At 65.8% G+C, this 20,522-nt stretch carries 20 protein-coding genes; all 20 read left to right on the top strand.

Annotated features, from left to right (window positions below):
- Positions 1-6: 6 nt before the first annotated feature.
- The gene (ybaK, locus tag ACZ92H_RS04265; RefSeq protein ID WP_131372220.1) at positions 7-498 is read left to right on the top strand and encodes a Cys-tRNA(Pro) deacylase; all 492 of its coding nucleotides are present in this window, start codon (positions 7-9) and stop codon (positions 496-498) included.
- Between the two features lie 105 nt (positions 499-603).
- Positions 604-1,248, top strand: a complete 645-nt coding sequence (gene plsY, locus ACZ92H_RS04260) for a glycerol-3-phosphate 1-O-acyltransferase PlsY (protein WP_465047911.1) — start codon at positions 604-606, stop codon at positions 1,246-1,248.
- 89 nt (positions 1,249-1,337) lie between these two features.
- Positions 1,338-2,009, top strand: a complete 672-nt coding sequence (locus tag ACZ92H_RS04255; RefSeq protein WP_465047913.1) for a DsbA family oxidoreductase — start codon at positions 1,338-1,340, stop codon at positions 2,007-2,009.
- A 67-nt stretch (positions 2,010-2,076) separates the two neighbouring features.
- The gene (locus ACZ92H_RS04250; RefSeq protein WP_131372216.1) at positions 2,077-2,367 is read left to right on the top strand and encodes a DUF427 domain-containing protein; all 291 of its coding nucleotides are present in this window, start codon (positions 2,077-2,079) and stop codon (positions 2,365-2,367) included.
- A gap of 41 nt (positions 2,368-2,408) precedes the next feature.
- Complete coding sequence (locus ACZ92H_RS04245; RefSeq protein ID WP_465047914.1) at positions 2,409-3,368, top strand: DUF2157 domain-containing protein; 960 nt, start codon at positions 2,409-2,411, stop codon at positions 3,366-3,368.
- The gene (locus ACZ92H_RS04240; protein WP_465047915.1) at positions 3,365-5,026 is read left to right on the top strand and encodes a GDYXXLXY domain-containing protein; all 1,662 of its coding nucleotides are present in this window, start codon (positions 3,365-3,367) and stop codon (positions 5,024-5,026) included. The genes ACZ92H_RS04245 and ACZ92H_RS04240 overlap by 4 nt, the downstream gene beginning before the upstream one ends.
- A gap of 41 nt (positions 5,027-5,067) precedes the next feature.
- Positions 5,068-6,312, top strand: coding sequence for a metal-dependent hydrolase (locus ACZ92H_RS04235; RefSeq protein WP_465047916.1), 1,245 nt, complete (start codon positions 5,068-5,070; stop codon positions 6,310-6,312).
- A 108-nt stretch (positions 6,313-6,420) separates the two neighbouring features.
- A complete protein-coding gene (locus tag ACZ92H_RS04230; RefSeq protein ID WP_465047917.1) occupies positions 6,421-8,172 on the top strand; it encodes a cation:proton antiporter domain-containing protein in 1,752 nt (583 codons plus the stop codon).
- A gap of 84 nt (positions 8,173-8,256) precedes the next feature.
- Positions 8,257-9,165, top strand: a complete 909-nt coding sequence (locus ACZ92H_RS04225) for an ion transporter (RefSeq protein ID WP_465047918.1) — start codon at positions 8,257-8,259, stop codon at positions 9,163-9,165.
- A gap of 39 nt (positions 9,166-9,204) precedes the next feature.
- On the top strand, positions 9,205-10,185 hold the full coding sequence (locus ACZ92H_RS04220) for a 3-oxoacyl-[acyl-carrier-protein] synthase III C-terminal domain-containing protein (RefSeq protein WP_465047919.1): 981 nt from the start codon (positions 9,205-9,207) through the stop codon (positions 10,183-10,185).
- A gap of 10 nt (positions 10,186-10,195) precedes the next feature.
- The gene (locus tag ACZ92H_RS04215; RefSeq protein ID WP_131372203.1) at positions 10,196-11,233 is read left to right on the top strand and encodes an NAD-dependent epimerase/dehydratase family protein; all 1,038 of its coding nucleotides are present in this window, start codon (positions 10,196-10,198) and stop codon (positions 11,231-11,233) included.
- A complete protein-coding gene (locus ACZ92H_RS04210) occupies positions 11,226-12,056 on the top strand; it encodes an MBL fold metallo-hydrolase (protein ID WP_465047920.1) in 831 nt (276 codons plus the stop codon). Before ACZ92H_RS04215 ends, ACZ92H_RS04210 begins: the two co-directional genes overlap by 8 nt.
- Positions 12,053-13,357 (top strand): F390 synthetase-related protein, encoded by a 1,305-nt coding sequence (locus tag ACZ92H_RS04205; RefSeq protein WP_465047921.1) that lies wholly within the window; start codon positions 12,053-12,055, stop codon positions 13,355-13,357. The genes ACZ92H_RS04210 and ACZ92H_RS04205 overlap by 4 nt, the downstream gene beginning before the upstream one ends.
- 11 nt (positions 13,358-13,368) lie before the next feature.
- Positions 13,369-13,992, top strand: a complete 624-nt coding sequence (locus ACZ92H_RS04200; RefSeq protein WP_465047922.1) for a phosphatase PAP2 family protein — start codon at positions 13,369-13,371, stop codon at positions 13,990-13,992.
- Positions 13,989-15,104 (top strand): sterol desaturase family protein, encoded by a 1,116-nt coding sequence (locus tag ACZ92H_RS04195; protein WP_465047923.1) that lies wholly within the window; start codon positions 13,989-13,991, stop codon positions 15,102-15,104. The genes ACZ92H_RS04200 and ACZ92H_RS04195 overlap by 4 nt, the downstream gene beginning before the upstream one ends.
- A complete protein-coding gene (locus ACZ92H_RS04190; protein ID WP_465047924.1) occupies positions 15,101-16,219 on the top strand; it encodes a fatty acid desaturase family protein in 1,119 nt (372 codons plus the stop codon). Before ACZ92H_RS04195 ends, ACZ92H_RS04190 begins: the two co-directional genes overlap by 4 nt.
- Positions 16,220-16,459: 240 nt before the next feature.
- The gene (locus ACZ92H_RS04185) at positions 16,460-16,975 is read left to right on the top strand and encodes a GbsR/MarR family transcriptional regulator (protein WP_131372193.1); all 516 of its coding nucleotides are present in this window, start codon (positions 16,460-16,462) and stop codon (positions 16,973-16,975) included.
- Complete coding sequence (locus tag ACZ92H_RS04180; protein ID WP_465047925.1) at positions 16,972-17,616, top strand: DUF4166 domain-containing protein; 645 nt, start codon at positions 16,972-16,974, stop codon at positions 17,614-17,616. The genes ACZ92H_RS04185 and ACZ92H_RS04180 overlap by 4 nt, the downstream gene beginning before the upstream one ends.
- Positions 17,613-19,073 (top strand): TIGR01777 family oxidoreductase, encoded by a 1,461-nt coding sequence (locus ACZ92H_RS04175; RefSeq protein ID WP_465047926.1) that lies wholly within the window; start codon positions 17,613-17,615, stop codon positions 19,071-19,073. The genes ACZ92H_RS04180 and ACZ92H_RS04175 overlap by 4 nt, the downstream gene beginning before the upstream one ends.
- A 35-nt stretch (positions 19,074-19,108) precedes the next feature.
- Positions 19,109-20,497 (top strand): ethanolamine ammonia-lyase subunit EutB, encoded by a 1,389-nt coding sequence (locus ACZ92H_RS04170; protein WP_465047927.1) that lies wholly within the window; start codon positions 19,109-19,111, stop codon positions 20,495-20,497.
- The last annotated feature ends 25 nt before the right edge of the window (positions 20,498-20,522 follow it).

Raw genomic sequence — 20,522 nt, 5'->3', positions numbered from 1 at the left:
TCACGCATGGCTAAAAAAGAGCATATTTCCGAAACGCAGGCGACGCAGTTGCTGCGCAAGCATCAAGTTTCATTCGAAGAACACCCGTATCCCTATGAGGAGCACGGCGGCACCAGCGTCTCGGCGCGCGAACTGGGGGTACCCGAGCATGCCGTCATCAAGACCCTGGTGATGCAGGACGAGGCGGCGCGGCCGCTGATCGTGCTCATGCATGGCGATTGCAAGGTGTCGACCAAGAACCTGGCGCGTTGCATCGGCTGCAAGTCCGTCGAGCCGTGCAAGCCCGAGGTGGCGCAGCGCCATTCCGGCTACATGATCGGCGGCACGTCGCCGTTCGGCACCAAGAAGGCCATGCCCGTGTATGTGGAACAATCCATCCTGGAGTTGCCGCGCATCTATATCAATGGCGGCCGGCGTGGTTTTCTCGTTTCGCTGGCGCCGCAGGTGCTGCTGGATTTACTGAAAGCCAAACCGGTGCAGTGCGCCTTGCACGATTAAGCGGGCAAGAAAGCCGGGGTCTGCCCTGTCCCTGGACGGGGCGCTGGTGTATATTCTGCTGCGCCAGCCTTGATGCTGGTGCAATAAACATAACAAAGGGAAGAAATGAATCCAGTAATCACAACCGTGGCAATGACAGTGGCCGCTTACTTGCTCGGCTCGATTTCGTTCGCCGTGGTGATGAGCAAGGTCTACGGCATAGCCGATCCGCGCACCTATGGCTCGAAAAATCCGGGCGCCACCAACGTGTTGCGCAGCGGTAACAAGGGCGCCGCCATCATGACCCTGCTGGGCGATGGCGCCAAGGGTTGGCTGGCCGTGTTCCTGGCCGACCACTTCGCCAGCGCGCTGGGCGTGGGCGACACGGCCGTGGCCCTGGTCGCCATCGCCGTTTTCCTCGGCCATTTGTGGCCCGTGTTCTTCCGCTTTGTCGGCGGCAAGGGCGTGGCGACGGCGCTGGGCGTGTTGTTGGGCATCAATCCATGGCTGGGCCTGGCAACCCTGGCCACCTGGCTGATCATCGCCTACGCCTTCCGCTATTCCTCGCTGGCGGCCCTGGTGGCGGCCCTGTTCGCGCCGTTCTACTATGGCTTGCTGTTTGGCGTCGATCCCATCTTGCTGGCGGTGATCGTCATGAGCGTGCTGCTGGCCTACCGCCACAGCCAGAATATCGCTAACTTGCTCGCTGGCAAGGAAAGCAAGATCGGCGGCAAGAAGGATGGGGCCAAGGCGCCCGTCAAGAAAAAGTAAGCGCTTGATTTCCGACGGCCCGCACGCATATGCTGTGCTTGCGGCGCCGCGCGGTGCGGCCGCCACCGACTCGCGCAAAGGCTGCCACCATGTCCGTTTCCACCCCCTTCGCCACACCCGTTCCCGTCCGCATCGATTTCGTTTCCGACGTTTCCTGTCCCTGGTGCGTGGTCGGCCTCAAGTCGCTGGAACAGGCGCTGGACAAGCTGCAAGACACCGTCCAGGCCGAGATCCATTTCCAGCCCTTCGAACTGAACGTCAACATGCCGCCCGAGGGCGAGGATATCGGCGAACACATCGCCCGCAAATATGGTTCCACGGAAGAACAGATGGCGCAGTCGCGCGAAGCCATCCGCGCGCGCGGCGATCAGCTGGGCTTTACCTTTGCCATGAACAAGCGCGGCCGCATCTACAACACCTTCGATGCGCACCGGCTGCTGCACTGGGCCGGCCTGGAAGGGCGCCAGAAGGAACTCAAGATGGCGCTGTTCGATGCCTACTTCACGCAGGGACAGGACCCGTCTTCGCACGAGGTCTTGCTGGCCGTGGCCGGCAAGGTGGGCCTGGATACGGCCAGGGCGGCCGAGGTGCTGGCGTCCGGCGCCTACGCGGACGAGGTGCGCGCGCAGGAACGCTTCTATCAGCAAAACGGCATCAATTCCGTGCCGGCCGTCATCATCAACGAGCGCCACCTGATTTCCGGCGGCCAGCCGCCGGAAGTGTTCGAGCAAGCCTTGCGCCAGATCATCAGCGGCGCCTGATCCGGATGCCAATGGCGCGCGCCATGACGGTTAATTTCGGCTACACTCCGCACAGGAGGATAGTCAAATGCCAACAGCCAGCTGGAATGGCGCCGTCATCGCGCAAGCCACCGACGAACAAGTAGAACTCGTCGAAAACAATGTGTATTTCCCCCTGTCTGCCGTGCAGCAGGCATATCTGCGTCCCAGCAGCCACACCACCGTCTGCCCCTGGAAGGGCACGGCCAGCTATTACGACCTCGTCGTCGATGGCCAGGTTAACGCCAACGCGGCCTGGTATTACCCCCAGCCCAAGGATGCCGCCAAGCAAATTGCCGGCCACGTCGCCTTCTGGCGCGGCGTCAGCGTCGAGCGCTGACTTTTTACGCCGCTATCATCGGATCACCACGAAAGCAGACGATGGATTTACGCCTCGCCGTATACCAGCTCGCCTCGGCCCATGCGCTCGATGCCCAACAAACCCGGCAGTTACAGGAAGTGGCCGGCTTCCAGCGCGAACCGGCGCGCCTGGCCTACTGGCTGCCGCGCGGCGTGGCCGTGCTGGGGGCCGCGCTGCTGGGCATGGGGCTGATTTTCTGGGTGGCCGCCAACTGGGAAGACCTGGGCCGCATGGGCCGCTTTGCCGTGCTGCAAGGCGTGCTGGCGGCCGCCTGTCTGGGCGCGTTCGCTGCGCCGAAGGCGAGGGTGCCGTTGCTGCTGCTGGCCTTGCTGGCCATCGGCGGGCTGTTCGCGTATTTCGGCCAGACCTACCAGACGGGCGCCGATCCGTGGCAGCTGTTCGCCCTGTGGGCCGCGCTGGCTCTGCCGCTGTGCCTGGCAGCGCGCAGCGACGTGCTGTGGACGCCGTGGGTGCTGATTTTTTCGACGGGCGCCACCCTGTGGATGCAGGCGCATGCGCGCCACAGCTGGCATGTGGAATCGGACGATTTCCCCGTGTATCTGGCCGGCTGGCTGGCCATGCTGCTGGCCTGCGCCCTGGTCTCGCCCCTGCTGGCGCGCTGGACGGGCGCGGGCAGCTGGGCCTTGCGCCTGGGCCTGGTGTTGCTCACCATCCTCATCACGGGCACGGCCGTGAGCGCCCTGTTCGGCAGCGATATCGCGTCGCCGTACTGGGCGGGGCTGGCCCTGCTGGCCGTCGCCGGCGTATTGTTATCAACCAGGAAATTCTTTGACGTGTTTGGCCTCAGCGCCGTGGCGTTGGGCCTCAATACCCTGTTGGTGGGCGGACTGGCGCACTCGCTGTTTAACAGTGGCGGCGGTGAGATGAGCAAGATGGTTCTCCTGGGCCTGCTCGCCGCCGTGCTGCTGGCGCTGACCGTGCAAGGCATCCTGTGGCGCACGCGCCAGGAGGCGGCATGAGCGGCGTAAATACCCAGCGCAACAATGCGCTCGATACCCTGATCGACGATGCCACGCGGGCCGGTTTATTGCCGCCCGGCGCCGTCCGGCCCGAGCAGGATGTCCGGCCGTGGCCGCTGGTGCTGATGACGGCCTTCGGCGCCTGGCTGGCGGCCTTCCCCCTCTTCGTGGCGCTGGCTATGGGTCTGGAAAGCATCCTGCGCCACGGTGCAACCGCGTATGTCGTGGCCGCCATCGTGCTGGCGGTGGCCGTGCTGCTGATCCGCATGCGCGGCGTGGCGCTGTTTGTCGAGCAGCTGGCCGTGCCCTGCCTGCTGGTGGGCGGCGGCTTGCTCGGCTATGCGCTGTTCCGCGATTGCCCGGCGCAGATGGCGTCCCTGCTGCTATGTGCGGCGTGCCTGGTGGTGGCCGCTGCCTTGCCGCGCGACTGGCTGCGCGTGCTGCTGGGCGTGGTCGCCTGCGGCTTGCTGGCGCTGGGGATCGTGGACAGCGGGCGCGACTGGATTTTCGAGAATGATCCCACGCAGCTGTATCTGGCCTGGATGCTGGCCCTGGCACTGTGGCTGGGCGTGCACTGGCTGCAAAAACAGGCCTTCAATGATGGTCGCGGGGCGCCCATCGCCGCCTTCCTCGAATCGCTGTTGACGGGCTGGGTGCTGGCCGTGCTGCTGGGCCTGGTCTTCTGGTCCGGCATGACCTTCATGCTGGGCGCCAGCGTGGGCGGCGGCTTTGTCGGCGAAGTGACGCGCGAAGTGACCCGGCGCCAGGGGGCCGCCTGGTATGCGCAGGCGTTGAACGGGGTGTCGCTCGTGCTGGCCGTGGCGGCCGCCATCTGGACGGGCTGGCGCTGGCCGGCATTGCGCCAGCTGCCCGCCATCGGCGTGGCGCTGGTGCTGGTCGTGCTGTCCTGGTTCATGCCGGCACTGGGCCCCGTGCTGCTCATCCTCGCGTATTGCCTGACGAGCGGGCGCACGCGCGTGGCCGTGGCGGCCGCGCTGGCGGCGGCGTGGATCATCGGCAGTTTTTATTACCAGCTGGCCTGGCCGCTGGCCAGCAAGGCGGCGCTGCTGGCCGTGGCTGGCGCGATCCTGTGCGCGCTGGCGTGGCTGGCCACGCGCGGCAAGGTGCTGCACCTGGTGGAAAGCAAGCCGGTGGCCGTGGCCGCGCAAAACCGCCAGGTTCGCCTGGGCGTGCTGGCGGGCCTGCTGCTGGTGCTGCTGGTCGCCAACGGCGGCATCTGGCAAAAAGAGCAGCTGATCGCCAAGGGCGAAGCCGTGTTCGTGGCGCTGGAACCCGTCGATCCCCGCTCGCTGATGCAGGGCGATTTCATGCGCCTCAATTTCGTCAATCTCGGCGTCCTGAGCACCCTGGCCAGCGTGGAAAATGCGCCTGGCCGCCCCCTCGTGGTGGCCAGGCGCGATGCGCGCGGCGTGGCGGAGCTGCTGCGCCCGTACACCAAAGAAGCCCTGGCGCCGGGAGAATTCCTGCTCGAGCTGACGCCGAAGAATGGCAGCTGGGTGCTCGTCAGCGATGCCTGGTTCTTCAAGGAAGGCGAGGCGGCGCGCTGGGAAAAGGCCCGCTATGGCGAGTTCCGCGTGCTGCCCGATGGCCGTGCCTTGCTGGTGGGCATGCGCGGCGAGCACCTGGAAGCACTGTAGCGGGGAGACCACGCCGGGCGGCCATCCTGTAAAATTGCCCGATGGATAATATTACGCATTCGGTCATCGGCCTCGGGCTCGGCGAACTGGTACACCGCAGCCTGCCGCCCGAGCCGCAAGCCCCCGCACAGCGCACCCGGCGTGCGCTGTTTTTATTTACGGCATGGTTTGCCAGCAACGCGCCCGACCTGGACCTGGTGCTGACCAGGTTGTTGCCGCGTCCGTTCGGCTACATGCTGCACCACCGGGGCCACACGCACACCTTGCTGCTGGCCTTGCCGCAGGCGCTGCTGTTGCTGGCCATGCTGTGGCTGCTGTGGCCCGGCGCGCGCCGCCTGTTGAAGGAGAGCGTGCCCGCGCGCCTGGGCCTGGCGGCTTGCCTGCTGCTGGGTTTTTGCCTGCACATGGGCATGGATTTTCTCAATTCCTATGGCTTGCACCCGTTCTATCCGTTCAACAGCCGCTGGCTGTATGGCGACATGGTCTTCATTGTCGAGCCCATGTTCTGGGTCTTGCTGGGCGTGCCCGTGCTGATGTCCTTGCGTTCGGGCATCGTCAAAAGCGTGCTGCTGGCGGCCCTGGCGGCGGCCCTGTGTTTCTTTACCTATAAAACCTATCTGGCGCCCGCCTCCCTGGCCGTGCTGCTGGCGCTGGGCGTGTGGCTGGGCGTGCTGCAAGGGCGCGCCGGCGAGCGGGGGCGCGGCCCATTGCTGCTGGCCTTCGCGCTGGCCGCCACCTTCATCGGCACGCAGGGCGTGGCGTCGGCTTTGGGCCGCACGCGCATCGAGGCGGCCGTGCAGCGGCTGGACCCGGGCACGCGCGTGTGGGACGTGGCGATGACGGCGTTTCCCAGCAACCCGCTGTGCTGGATCTATGTCTCGCTCGACAGCAAGACGGACGTGTACACCTTGCGGCGCGGCACCCTGAGCCTGCTGCCCGAGTCGCTGGCGCCCGCCGCCTGCCCGGCCGGCCTGGTGGAAACGGGTAAGCAAGGCCAGCAACTGGCGCCCGGCATCGCCGTGGCAGCGCAGGCGGCGGGCAGCCTGGCCGCCCTGCGTGCCTTGCAAGAGGACAATTGCTATGCCGACGCCTGGTTCCGCTTTGCCCGCATGCCCAGATTGAATGCGGACAAGCTGACGGATGTGCGTTTCAACCCGGACATGCTGCCCAATTTCACGACCGTCGAACTGCAACAGTTCCGCGCGCGGCCGTGTCCCGCCTATGTGCCGGGCTGGGACCGCCCCCGCGCCGACATGCTGGCAGTGCCGAAAGAGGGTGGCAAATAGCGAAAATGTTGCCTTGTGGCAAAAAATATCGCGTGCGCACTTACTTCGCCGCGGCCGCGCATGCGACAATTGCCAATTCGGCATGAGTGTCATTAAGTTAGGATTATTTTGGAAGAGCAGCACGCGCTACCCTATTTGCGAGAAACCCTGCTGTTTCTCGCCCTGGCCGGAATTTTCATTCCGCTATTGCAACGCCTGAGAGTCAACCAGGTGCTGGGCTTTCTCGCCGTCGGCGCCTTGTTCGGCCCGTTTGGCTTCGGCCTGTGGGCCGGCGACTTCACGTGGCTGACGTATTTCTCCTTCGTTCGCGCGGAGCAGGTCAGCGGCCTGGCCGAGCTGGGCGTGATGTTTTTGATGTTCATGATCGGCCTGGAACTGTCGACGGAACGGCTGTGGGCGCTGCGCCGCTGGGTATTTGGCGCGGGCGTGGGGCAGGTGGCCGTCAGCGCCTGCCTGATCGGCGGCGTGGCGTATTACTTCGGCCTGTCGCTGGAAGCGTCCATCGTGCTGGGACTGGTGCTGTCGCTGTCGTCCACGGCCGTCGTGATGCAGTTGCTCACGGACCAGCGTTCCCTGCAGACTCCGGCCGGCCAGGCGGGCTTTTCCATCCTGATGTTCCAGGATCTGATGGTGGTGCCGCTGTTCATCCTGATCGACGTGTTCGCCAGCGGGCGCAGCGACGACCTGGCGTACCTGCTCAGCTTTGCGGCCGTGAAATCGGCCGGCGCCATCCTGCTGATCTATCTGCTGGGGCGCCGCGTCATCCGCCCCCTGTTCCAGTTTTTCGTCAAGAAGCACCAGCCCGACGTCTTCATGGCCCTGACCCTGCTCAGCACCCTGGGCATCGCGGGCCTGACCTATCTGGCGGGCCTGTCGATGGCGCTGGGCGCCTTGCTGGCCGGCCTGCTGCTGGCGGAAACGGAATTCCGCCATGAAGTGGAAGTGACGATCGAGCCGTTCAAGGGCTTGCTGATGGGCTTGTTCTTCATGTCGGTGGGCATGCAGATCGATGTGCGCGAAATCCTCAAGTCGCCGATTTTGATTCCCCTGGCCGTGCTGAGCCTGTTTTTCCTGAAAACCCTGGTCATCAGCGTGATCTTCCGCATCGGCGGCTTCCACTGGGGGCGCGCCGTGGAAACGGGCGTGCTGCTGGGGCAGGGGGGCGAATTCGCCTTCATCGTCGTCGCCTATGCGCTGGGTACCAAACTGATCGGCCCCGACGTGGCGCAGTTCGTCATGCTGGTGGTGGGCCTGAGCCTGTTTGCCACGCCGGCGCTGGCGAAGGCGGCGCGCGCTTTCGGCAACTGGTGGGAAAAGCGCCACCACCACCAGCTGGCCGACCTGGCCGAAGGCGCCCGTCCGCCGCAGGGCAGCACGGTCATCATCGCCGGTTTTGGCCGCGTGGGACAGTTGCTGGCCAAGGTGCTGACGGAACAGGATATCGCGTATGTCGCGATTGAAAATGATGCGCGCCTGGTGACGACCCTGCATCCGCGCGGCTTTCCCGTGTATTTCGGCGATGCGTCGCGCGCGGAACTGTTGCAAAAGGTCAATGCAGACCGGGCCGCCGCCGTGGTGCTGACCATGGACCACGCGGCTTCCGTGCTGCATGCCGTGAAATCGATCCGCCGCGAATATCCGCAGCTGCCCGTGTATGCGCGCGCCCGCGACGAGGCGCATGCGGTGGCCCTGATACAGGCGGGCGCCACCCTCGTCGTGCCCGAGGCGCTGGAAGCGGCGCTGCAGCTGACGGCCACCGTGCTGCAGACGGCGGGCTTGAGCGAGGCGCGCGCGTTCGATGTCGTGCAGGCCGAGCGCGACCGGCGCAATGCCGTGCTGCTGGCGAAGAAGGCGCCTTAGTCCGGCGCGCAGCGTGCCGCCGTGTGCGGCAAATTATCTATACAATAATAAGTGTATGAGCAAACTACCGAACAGACTACCCACATGAAGGCCGCGACAAAGAGCGCTGCGGCACCCTTGACGCCGCAGCAAATTGCCGCGCAAGAAACGCAGCAGAAATATGGCAAGCCCGAGCGGGGCTGGCGCGAGAAAGTCTATACCGTCATTTTCGAGGCGGAAACGCGCACTGGCCGTGCCTTCGACCTGGTATTGATCGGCGCCATCCTGATGAGCGTGACGGTGGTCGTGCTCAGCAGCGTCGCTTCCGTGGCCGCGCGCTACGGCACCTGGCTGACGGCGCTGGAATGGTTTTTCACCATCCTGTTTACCGCCGAGTATTTCGCGCGCCTGTCTTGCCTGCAGCACCCCGTGCGCTACGCCAAGAGTTTCTTCGGCATTATCGACTTGCTGGCCATCGTGCCGACCTATATCGGCTTGCTGCTGCCGGGCGCGCACGTGCTGATCGACGTGCGTATTTTGCGCCTGCTGCGCATGTTCCGTATCCTCAAGCTCACGTCCTACGTGCATGAATACACGGTGCTGGGCCGGGCCTTGCTGGCCAGCCGGCGCAAGATTCTCATCTTTTTGTCGTTCGTCATGATGGTGGTCTTTCTGCTCGGCACTGTGATGTATGTCGTGGAAGGGCCAGATAACGGTTTCAGCAGTATCCCCACCTCGATATACTGGGCCATCAGCACCATGACCACGGTGGGATTCGGCGATATCACGCCGCGCACCGACATCGGGCGCACCATCGCTTCCCTGATGATGCTGCTTGGCTGGGGCATCCTGGCAGTGCCGACCGGCATTATCAGCGCCGAAATGACGGTACAGCGCAGCTCCAAGCTGGTTACGACGCGCACCTGTCCCACGTGCCTGAAGGAAGGCCTCGATGACGATGCCAATTTCTGCAAGAACTGCGGCGTCACCTTGCCGCCCTTGGTACTCGACTGACCACGTTAACCGTTTTTACTTTACTTTTTTAAGGCCGACATGATTCCAGTTCGCCTGATCGCGACGGGCAAAGCCGTGCCCTCGCATAGCGTGACTTCCGCAAGCCTGGACCTGAAACTGGGCCACCCGCCCGGCTATACCTTGCGCAAGAGCGGCGTGCTGTCGCGCTTTGTCGCCGCGCCCGATGAATCGCAAAGCCAGCTGGGCGCCGCCGCCCTGCTGGACGCGCTGAAGAATGCCAGCCTGCGCCCGGCCGACATCGACTTGCTGATCTGCGCCTGCGGCGTGCCCGAGCAGGCCTTGCCGAACACGGCGTGTTTTGTCGCGGAACACGCCGGCTTGCCACCCGGCACGCAAAGCTTCGACGTCAACGCCAGCTGCCTCAGTTTCATGGCCGCCTTCCGCGTGGCCGCCTCGATGCTGGCGGGCGGCGCCTACCGGCGCATCGCCATCGTCTCGGCGGACCTGGCCTCGCGCGGCGTCGACTGGAGCGAGCCGGAAGCGTCGATGATCTTTGGCGACGGCGCCGCCGCCGTCATCGTCGAGCAGGGCGACGGCAGCGCCGGCATCCGCGCCTACAAGATGGGCACGTATCCGGAAGGCCGGCGCTATTGCGAAATCCGCGGCGGCGGCACCGAGCGCAATCCGCGCAATGGCTGCGCGCCGGGCGACTACCTGTTCCGCATGGATGGCAAGGCCGTGTTCCGCCTGGCCGTCAAGGTGATGCCGGATTTCCTCGCGGAATTGATGGCCGAATCGGGCGCCGGCCTGGAGCGGGTCGACGTGGTCGTGCCGCACCAGGCCAGCCCGCTGGGCCTCGCGCATGCGGCGCGCATCCTCGACGTCCCCGATGCTAAAATCATCAAGATCTTTGAAACGCATGGCAACCAGGTGGCCGCATCCTTGCCCACGGCCCTGCACGAGGCGGTGATGACGGGGCGGGCCGTGGCCGGCCAGCGCTTGCTGATGATGGGCACGGCCGCCGGCCTGACCATCGGCGGCATGATTCTTGATCTGTGAAGGTGGGGCGATGAGGCGGATACTGGTCACGGGAGCGACGGGCGGGCTGGGGCGCAATGCCGTGCGCACCCTGCTGGCGCAGGGCGTGGAAGTGCGCGCCACCGGCCGCAACGCCGCCGTGGGCCGCGAACTGGAACGCATGGGCGCGCAGTTCGTGGCGCTCGACCTGGCGCAGGCCACGCCACGCCAGGTCGATGAACTGGTGCGCGGCATGGACACGGTCTGGCACTGCGCCGCGCTGTCGTCGCCATGGGGGGCCGAGCGCGACTTCATCGCCGCCAATGTCACGGCCACGGGCCAGCTGCTGCGCGCGGCGGCCAGCATGCACGTGGCGCGCTTCGTGCACATCTCCACGCCGGCCATCTATTTCGACTACCGCAACCGCTACGAGGTGCCGGAAACCTTCCGCCCGGACGCCTTTGTCAACGCCTATGCGCGTTCCAAAGCCATGGCGGAAAAGCTGGTGCAGGATTGCGCCGACCGCCACCGCGGCATGACGTGCGTGATCCTGCGCCCGCGCGCCATCTTCGGCCCGCACGACCAGGTGCTGATCCCGCGCCTGGCCCGCGTGCTGCAGCAGCGCGGCGGCAAGCTGCCGCTGCCCAATGGCGGCGCGGCCACCATCGACATCACCTACGTGGATAACGTCGTGCATGCGATGTGGCTGGCCACCGTGCACAAGACCATCGCCTCGGGCGCCGCCTTCAACATCACGAATGGCGAACCGGCGCGCCTGTGCGACATCCTGCGCACCCTGTTCTGCGAGCACCTGCAGCAGCCGTTCCAGATCGTCAGCGTGCCGTACCGCGTGCTGGCGCTGGCCGCGCGCCTGATGCAGTTCGCCTCGCGCCTGACGCGCCGCGAACCGGCGCTCACGCCCTACAGCATTGGCGCGCTCAGTTTCGACATGACGCTCGACGGCGCCAAGGCGCGCAAGGTGCTCGGCTATCGTCCCGTCGTCAGCCTGCAGGAGGGCATCGCCCTGACGGCGCAGTGGCTGCGCCAGGAAGCGGCCGCGCACAAGGTAGGCAGGGAGCGCAATGGCTAGCATCACCGCGTTTCGCGTCGGCCACTGTACCCACCCGTCGTGCATGGTCCTGAAAGGCAGCGGGCTGGCCAGCCGCTGCTTCCCCTCGCGCGCCTATCTGATAGCGACGCGAGCGGGCCTGTACCTGTGGGATACCGGTTATGCGGAGCACTTCCGCGCCGCCACTTCGAAAGGCGTGTACCGCCTGTACGCGTGGGTGACGCCGATTGCCTTCGACGACAGCGAATCCCTGCACGGGCAGTTGCGCGCGCATGGCGTGGCGCCGGGCGACATCCACACCCTGCTGCTGTCGCACTTCCATGCCGACCATATCGCCGGCATGCGCGACTTTCCCGGCGCGCGGCTGATGGCCTCCAAGACGGGCTGGGACGCCGTGCGCGGCCTGTCCGGGGTGGCCGCCGTGCGCCAGGCCTTCGTCCCCGAACTGCTGCCTAACGATATTTCGGATCGATTGGGTTTTGTGGAAAGCGTGCCCGAAACGGCCTTGCCGGCCGCCCTGCTGCCATTCACGCACGGGCGCGACGTCAGCGGCACGGGCGAGATCTACATCGTCGACCTGCCCGGCCACGCCATTGGCCATATCGGCGCCTTCGTGCTGCAGGATGGCGGCTGGACCCTGCTGGCGTCCGACGCGGCCTGGGTGCCGGAAAGCTTCCAGCAGCTGCGCGGCCCGTCGGAACTGTCCTTCATCATCCAGCACAAGCGCGCGCCGTACTATGCCACCCTGAAGCGCCTGCACCAGCTGCACCGCTCGGGCAATGCGCAGATCCGCATCACGCATGAAGACAGCGTTGATTACGTCGCCGTGGCGGGCCGCCCGTGAAGCGTATCGTCTGGCTGCTGCTGTCGTACTGGCGCACGCGCCGTTTGCGTTTTACGGAGCGCGCGCGGCTGGAAAGCCATCAGCAGCGGCAGCTGGCGCGCTTCCTCGATGTGCTGTGTGCGCGCAGCCGCTACTTTGCGCCGTACCGCAAGCTGCCTTTGGCGCAGTGGCCGACGATGAACAAGGCGCTGATGCTCGAGCATTTCGACGCCATGAACACCGAGGGGGTGACTTTGGCGCAGGCGATGGAGGCGGCCATGGCGGCCGAACATAGCCGCGACTTCACGCCGGCCGTGGGCGACATCACCGTGGGCCTGTCGTCGGGTACCTCGTCGCGGCGCGCCGTGTTTACCGTCAGCCCCCGCGAAAAGGCGCAATGGGCGGGCGTGATGCTGGCCAAGGCCCTACCCGATGGCCTGTTTTCCGGCGAAAAGGTGGCGCTGTTCCTGCGCGCGAACAGCAATCTGTACACGGCCGTGCGCTCGCCCTGGCTGACCTTTGCGTTTTACGATCTGTTCCAGCCCTTCGACACGCTATGCGCGCAGCTGGCGCAGTATCAGCCTTCCGTGATCGTCGCGCCGGCGCAGGTGCTGCGCCAGCTGGCCCTGCGCGTGATCGATGGCAGCCTGGCGCTGGCGCCGAAAAAGGTCATTTCGGTGGCCGAAGTGCTGGAAGCGCAGGACCGCGCCCTGATCGTGCAGGCGTTTGGCGCGGTGCATGAAATCTACCAGGCCACGGAGGGTTTCCTCGCCAGCAGCTGCGAACACGGCGTGCTGCACTTGAACGAGGAATACGTGCACGTCGAGCCGCAGTGGCTCGATGGGGAGCAGCGTCGCTTCGTGCCCGTGATTACGGACTTCACGCGCATCACGCAGCCCATCGTGCGCTACCGCCTGGACGATATCCTGCTCGCGCGCGCCACGCCATGCCCGTGCGGCCGCGCCACGCGCGCCATCGACGGCATCGAAGGGCGCTGCGACGACATGCTGCTCTTGCCATCCTTGCCGTCGGCGAACGGCGGCGCACCCGTCGCCGTCTTTGCCGACGTGCTGACGCGGGCCTTCGCGCAAGCCTTGCCGCCGGACGCCGATTACCGCCTGCTGCAGTCGGGCGGCAACGCCTTGCAGCTGCACGCGGCCGTGGATGCCGCGGGCCTGGCGGCCCTGCGCGCGCACCTGGCAACCGTGCTGCGCGGCCTGGGCGTGGCCGTCGACAGCCTGGCCTGGACGGTGAGCGGCGACTTGCCTCCTTTTGACCCCACCATGAAACGGCGCCGCATCCGGCGCCTTGCCACCGCATGAATGCTACTTCCATGACTGTACGCTGCCGCCTGCTGCATTTGCTGGCCGGCTGGGGCAGCGTCGGCCTCGTGTACTTTTCCAGCGATCTGCTGCAAGGGCAGGGGGTACTGCTGCCGGAGACGGCCATCGACCGCGCCATTGCCTACAGCGATGGCGCCATCTGGCTGTATCTGTCCTTCTTCATCCTGATTCCCTGCGCCTACCTGGCGGCCGATGCGGCGCGCGTGCGCTGGCTGGCGCGCGCCATGGCCTTGTCCGCCCTCATGTGCGGCGTGGTCTTCCTGCTGTATCCCACGACCCTGGCGTATCCACCCGTGGCCGAGGGCAGCGCCTGGAGCACGCAGGCGCTGCGCATGCTGCAGGCAGCCGATTCCACACAAAACTGTTTGCCGTCGCTGCATGGCGCCCTGACCCTGCTGTGCGTGTGGGCCTTGTGCGACCGGCGCTACCGGGTGCGCTCCGCGCTGGCCGTGCTGCTGGGGATCAGCATCTGCTACGCCATCATCGCCCTGCGCCGGCACGTGAGCATCGACCTGGCGGCCGGCCTGTTTGTTGGCGTTGCGGGCGGCATGCTGGCCAAAATGCGCGTATTCTGGGCATCGCGCCGTGCCATTTCCACTGAAACCGCATCATGATGAATCCTTTTGCCCTGTCTTTCCTGATCATGCTGGCCTTCGTGCTGGCCGAACTGCTGATCCTCAAGTGGGTGCGGCAGACGCCCGTGCCGTGGAAAGACGTCATCTTCAACCTCAATTCCGGACACATTCTGATGTGGGTGTTCCGCGGCGTGGAAGTGGCCGCGTTTGCCCTGCTGCTGCGGCATGTGAACCTGCACATCGTCGACCAGTGGCCCGTGGCCGCGCAATGGGTCTTCGCCTTTTTCGCCTGGGACCTGTGCTTTTACTGGATGCACCGGCTGCACCACAAGATTCCCCTGCTGTGGGCCGTGCACGTGGTGCACCACCAGGGCGAGCATTTCAACCTGTCGCTGGGCGTGCGCAATTCCTGGTATTCATCGCTGACGAATTTCCCCTTCATCGCCATCCTCGCCGTGCTGGGCGTGCCGCTGGAAATCTTCCTCGTTGTCTCGTCGCTGCATTACACGGTGCAGTTCTACAACCACAATGCGCTGGTCAACAAGTCCGGCATCCTCGATCGCTTCATGGTCACGCCGTCGCACCACCGCGTGCACCACGGCACGGACAAGCGTTACATCAACCGCAATTTCGGCGGCACCCTGCTGCTGTGGGACAAGCTGTTCGGCAGCTTCCAGCCGGAACTCGAGGGCGTGGAAATGCGCTACGGCGTGAAGGGCATGACAGCAACGCACAATCCCCTGCTGGCCAGCAACGGCAAACTGTTTTCCTGGCTGCGCGCCCGCTTTCCCCACTGGCAGTCGCGCGGCGCTTTCCACGTGCCCGAGCTGTTCATCGGCATCGGCGGCGTCATCCTGTTTGGCCTGGTGATCTATTACGTCAATCACGAGGCGGCGCTGGCCGGCGCGCAGCAAGCCATCCTGTTCGCGCTGATCTTCGGCGGCACCCTGGCGCTGGGCGGCCTGTCGGATGCGCGCCGCTGGGGCGCCATCGCCTGGGTGGCCATCGCGCTGGCCATGCCGCTGCTCTTCCTGGGCTGGTATGGCGCGCGCGATATCTGGGGCATGGTCTTCCTGGGCGCGCTGCTGGCGCATGGCCTCGATGGTGCGCGCCGCCTGTGGTGGCCCGCCTTGGCGGGAAGGCGCGCGTGACGCAGCCTGTACCTTCGCTGCCGCCGCTGCGTTTCCAGCCTGCCCGCGATTCCGCCTTCCGCCGCGCACTGCGCGAACGGGCCGATGCCTACCTGGCGGGCGAGGGCCGGCACCGCTTTGGCGATGCGCGCATGCATTGCAAGGCCGTGTTCCTCGCCGTGCTGGCGGTGGGACTGTATGTGCTGGCCTTGAATTCCGATGGTACGCCGGGCTTTGTCGCCAGCTATGTGGCCTGCCTGGTCACGGCCATGGCGCTGGCCATGAATACCCTGCACGACGCGGCCCACGGTGCCGTCTTCCGCAACGGCTGGCTGAACCGTGTGCTGATCCGCCTGGTGAGTCTGCCCGTGGGCGTGGACACGGATTTCTGGACCATCCGCCACGTGCACTTTCACCATACCTATGCCAACGTGGAAGGCTATGACTTGGACACGGAGCCGAATCCCTTTTTGCGCCAGACGCCGTACCAGGCCTGGTCGCCCCAGTACCGCTACCAATACCTGTACTGGCCCGTGGTGGCGGCCCTGTCGCTGCCCTACCTGAACTGGTATGGCGACTGGCTGGACCGCTTCGGCAAGACCCCCGTGGCCGCGCACAGCCGCCTGCAGGGCTGGCGCGGCTGGCTCTCGTTCCTGGGCTGGAAGCTGGGTCACGTGGCGCTGGTGCTGGCGCTGCCCATGTGGGTGCTGCAGCAGCACGGCATAGGCTGGGGCGTGGTGCTGGGCGCGTATTTCCTCGGGCAGATGATCGCGTCGTGCGTGCTGGTGGCGCTGATCCTCGGCACGCACTGGGCCGAAGTGGAATTCTTCCAGCCAGGGCCGGACGGCACCCTGCCGCACGACTGGTACCAGCACACGTTTTACACGGCCTGCGACTGGACGCCGCAGCCGCGCGCCCTGCGCTGGCTCGGCTACTGGCTGGGCGGCCTGAACCTGCACCTGACGCACCACCTGTTCCCTACCTGGAACCACCGCCATTATCCGGCGCTGGCGTCCATCATCGCCGAACTGGCGCCGCGCCACGGCCTCGCGTACCGCGAACTGGGCTATGGCCAGCTGCACGCCTCGCAGCAAGCCTTCCTGCGCGCCATGGGCCAGCCGCCGGTACAATCCTGACGAATCGCGCTTGACGCGGATTCTGTTCCGCCTTACATTTCTGTAACGACAGAAATGAGAGAAATTCATGAAATCAAGAACGCCTGACAGAACCGTAGCGAGCGGCAGTGATTTGTGGCCGGGAAGCGCAGCTGTGCTTGAGCACAGTGGGCATCGCAGACCGCAAAGCGCGACGCGGAGTAGATTATGGTAGGCGTTCTGAGTCCAACCACGCAAAAGTATATTCTGCACTGGGGCGAAATGGGTACCCGCTGGGGCGTCAACCGCACGGTGGCGCAGATCCACGCGCTGCTGTTCCTGGCCAACGAACCCTTGACGGCGGAAGATATCGCGGCCAGCCTGAACGTGGCCCGCTCCAACGTCAGCAACAGCCTGAAGGAATTGCAAAGCTGGGGTCTGGCGCGCATCACGCACGTGATGGGAGACCGGCGCGACCATTTCGTGGCCCTGCAGGATGTGTGGGAAATCTTCAGGGTCATCATGGAGGAGCGCAAGCGCCGCGAGATCGATCCCACCCTGACGGTCCTGCGCGAATGCGCCATCGAGGGCGAGCAGGATGCGGCCATTCCACCAGAAACCCTGGAGCGCATGGGCGAAGTGCTGGCCTTCCTGGAAATGCTCAGCAGTACCTACAGCGACTATAAAAACCTGCCGCCGGCGACCCTGCAGCGCATGCTGTCGATGGGCGGCAAGGTGGCCAAGTTCCTCAGCCCGGACGACAAGCCGGCAAAACCGAAAAAGCCGGGCAAATCATGAACGGGCCATCGGAAGGAGAGCTGTTCAAGAAGGTGATGGGCGCGCAGTGGCAGACCCTGCACCCGGACATCCGCCGCCGCTTCGAGAAAAATCCCGCGCCGGGCCGGCCCCTGTACTACCGGGGCGAGCTCACCGAGCTTTCCAGCTCGCGCCTGGGGAAAGTCCTCGGCTGGCTGACGCGCCCCTTCATCGATGGCGCCCTGATCCCGTACGACGACGCGGATTTTCCCGTGGATATCGAAGTCTATTCGCGCCCCGGCTGTCCCTTCATCTTCAAGCAGCGCACCTACCGCCTGCACGGACGCGCCCCGATCCGCTTCACCTCCTACATGGCCGAAAGCCCGCAGGGCGAGGTGCTCGAATACGTGGGCATGGGACTGGGCATGAAGCTGCTGCTGCACGTGGAAGGGGGCAACCTGCACTTCACCAGCGATGGCTATTTTCTCGATATCTTCGGCTGGCGCCTGCCGCTGCCCGGCGTGCTCACGCCCGGCAAGACCTACTTGTGCCACCGCAATGAAACACCACAGCAATTCAACATCCGCATCGAGATCCGCCACGCGCTGTTCGGCACCACGTTTACACAGGCGGGCGTGTTCCGCGAGAGCGCCGCGCCGGAGCATCACAAGGAGACACCATGAATACGCATCTGCTGGCCCTGCAACTGATGGCGGCGCAAGGCTGCCTGGGCGCCTTCGACACCATCTACCACCATGAAATCACCGAGGCGCTGCCGCAAAAGGCCTCGGCAAGGCTGGAACTGACCATCCACGCCACGCGCGCCCTGATCTACAGCCTGCTGTTCGTCGGCCTGGCCGCGTGGGAATGGCATGGCGCCTGGGCCTGGGTACTGGTCATCGTGTTTGGCGTGGAAATCGTGCTGACCCTGTGGGACTTCGTCGTCGAAGACCAGACCCGCCTCCTGCCCGCCACGGAGCGCGTCACGCACACGGTGCTGGCGATTAACGCGGGCGCCTTCATCGCGCTGCTGGCCCTGAACAGCAGCGAGTGGGCCAGCTTGCCCACGGCGCTCGTGTGGCAGCCGTATGGCTGGCTCAGCGTCTTCCTCGCCCTGTGCGGCGCGGGCGTGGGCCTGTCCGGCCTGCGCGACGCGTATGCCGTGTGGCAGTTGGGACGGCGCCAGGAGATGGAGGAAAAGGAGACGGAGGATCTGCAGTTCGCCAGCACGCCGCAGTCCGTGCTGGTGACGGGCGCCACGGGCTTCATCGGCCAGCAGCTGGTGGCCGCCTTGCTGGCCGACGGCCACGCGGTGACGGTGCTGACGCGCCAGGCGAAGCAGGCCGCATGGACGTTTAACGGCCAGGTGCGCTGCATCGCGTCGTTTGGCGACATCGCGGATGCGCAGCGCATCGACATGGTGGTCAACCTGGCCGGCGCGCGCATCGTCGGGCGGCGCTGGACGGCGGCGCGCAAGGCGGCCCTGCGCCGCAGCCGGGTGGCGCTGACGCAGGAGCTGGTGGCGTGGATCGCCCGCGCGCAGCACAAGCCGAGGGTGCTGCTGTCGGCGTCGGCCATCGGCTACTACGGCGTGCAGGCGCAGGGCGATGCGACGGAACTGGATGAAGACAGCGCGCCGCAAGCCATCTTCATGTCGCAGCTGTGCCAGGAATGGGAGGCCGCCGCGCGCCAGGCGGAACGGTACGGCGTGCAGGTGGGCTGCATGCGCTTCGGCCTCGTCTTCGGCCACCAGGGTTCGCTGCCGCAGATGCTGCTGCCGATCCGCTTCGGCGCGGGCGGTCCGCTCGGCAGCGGCAAGCAGTGGCTCACGTGGGTGCATGTGCGCGACGTGATCCGCGGCGTCGCGCACCTGGCGCGCCGCAGCGAAGAGGGCAGCGTCAGCGGCGCCTACAATTTCTGCGCGCCGGAAGCGGTTCAGCAGCGCCGCTTCGCCCAGGTGGCGGGCGCCGTGCTGCAGCGGCCTTGCTTCCTGCCCACGCCGGCGTGGATCATGCGCGCCTTGCTGGGCGAGCAGGCGGAATTGCTGGTGGAAGGCCAGCGCGTGGCGCCGCGCCGCCTGCTGGCCGACGGTTTTGTCTTCCGCTATCCGCAACTGGAAGGGGCGCTGCGCAGCCTGTAGCCTGGCGTAGAATGGGGCATGGGAGGAACCGAACCATGCCCCGCTTCAGCCATACGATCGCCAGCCATACTTATCTCTTCGCCAGCCTGAAGGCGCTGCTGGCGACAGCGTCGCCGCCCCGTTCGGGCGACGTGCTGGCCGGCGTGGCCGCCGCCAGCGCGCAGGAGCGGGTGGCGGCGCAGCTGGCGCTGGCGGACGTGCCCTTATTGACCTTTCTCAATGAGGCGCTGGTGCCGTATGAAGACGATGAAGTCACGCGCCTGATCATGGACAGCCACGAGCGCGCCGCCTTTGCGCCGATTGCTCACCTGTGCGTGGGCGATTTCCGCGACTGGCTGCTGGACGACGCGACGGATGCGGCGATGCTGTCGCAGGTGGCCGCCGGCATCACGCCGGAAATGGCGGCTGCCGTCTCCAAGCTGATGCGCCTGCAGGACCTGGTGCTGGTGGCCCGCAAGTGCAAGGTCGTCACGGCTTTCCGCAATACCCTGGGCCTGGAAAACCGCTTGTCGACGCGGCTGCAGCCGAACCACCCCACGGACGACGCCACCGGCATCGCCGCCTCCATCCTCGATGGCCTGATGCTGGGCAGCGGCGACGCCGTCATCGGCATCAATCCCGCCACCGACAACGTGGCGCAAGTGGTGTCGTTGCTGCACCTGCTCGACGCTGTCATCGAGCAGTACCGGATACCCACGCAGTCGTGCGTGCTCACGCACATCACCAATACCATGGAAGCCATCCGCCGCGGCGCGCCCGTCGACCTGGTGTTCCAGTCGGTGGCGGGCACCGAGGCGGCCAACCGCAGCTTTGGCATCGACTTGTCCCTGCTGGCCGAGGGCCAGGCGGCGGCCCTGTCGCTGGGGCGCGGTACCGTGGGCCGGAACGTCATGTATTTCGAGACGGGGCAGGGCAGCGCGCTGTCGGCCGGCGCCCACCATGGCATGGACCAGCAGACGTGCGAGGCGCGCGCGTACGCGGTGGCGCGCGCCTACCAGCCGCTGCTGGTCAATTCCGTCGTCGGCTTCATCGGTCCCGAATACCTGTACGACGGCAAGCAGATCATGCGCGCCGGGCTGGAAGACCATTTCTGCGCCAAGCTGCTGGGACTGCCCATGGGCTGCGACGTGTGCTACACCAACCACGCGGAAGCGGACCAGGATGACATGGATGCCTTGCTGACCATGCTCGGCGTGGCAGGATGCAATTTCATCATGGGCGTGCCGGGCGCGGACGACATCATGCTGGGCTACCAGAGCACCTCCTTTCACGACGCCCTGTATGCGCGCCGCGTGCTGGGCCTGCGCGCGGCGCCCGAATTCGAGGCGTGGCTGGCGCGCATGCACATCACCGACGCGCAGGGCCGCCTGAATGGCGCGCTGGCGCCCGCCTTCCAGGCGGCGCTTGAACGGCTGCCGCCGTAAAACGGCGCAAATTACGCCCCGTCCG

This window comes from Janthinobacterium foliorum (assembly GCF_978021625.1).
Note: the sequence above shows the minus strand (reverse complement) of the source record. Positions and strands in the feature narration are given on the sequence as shown.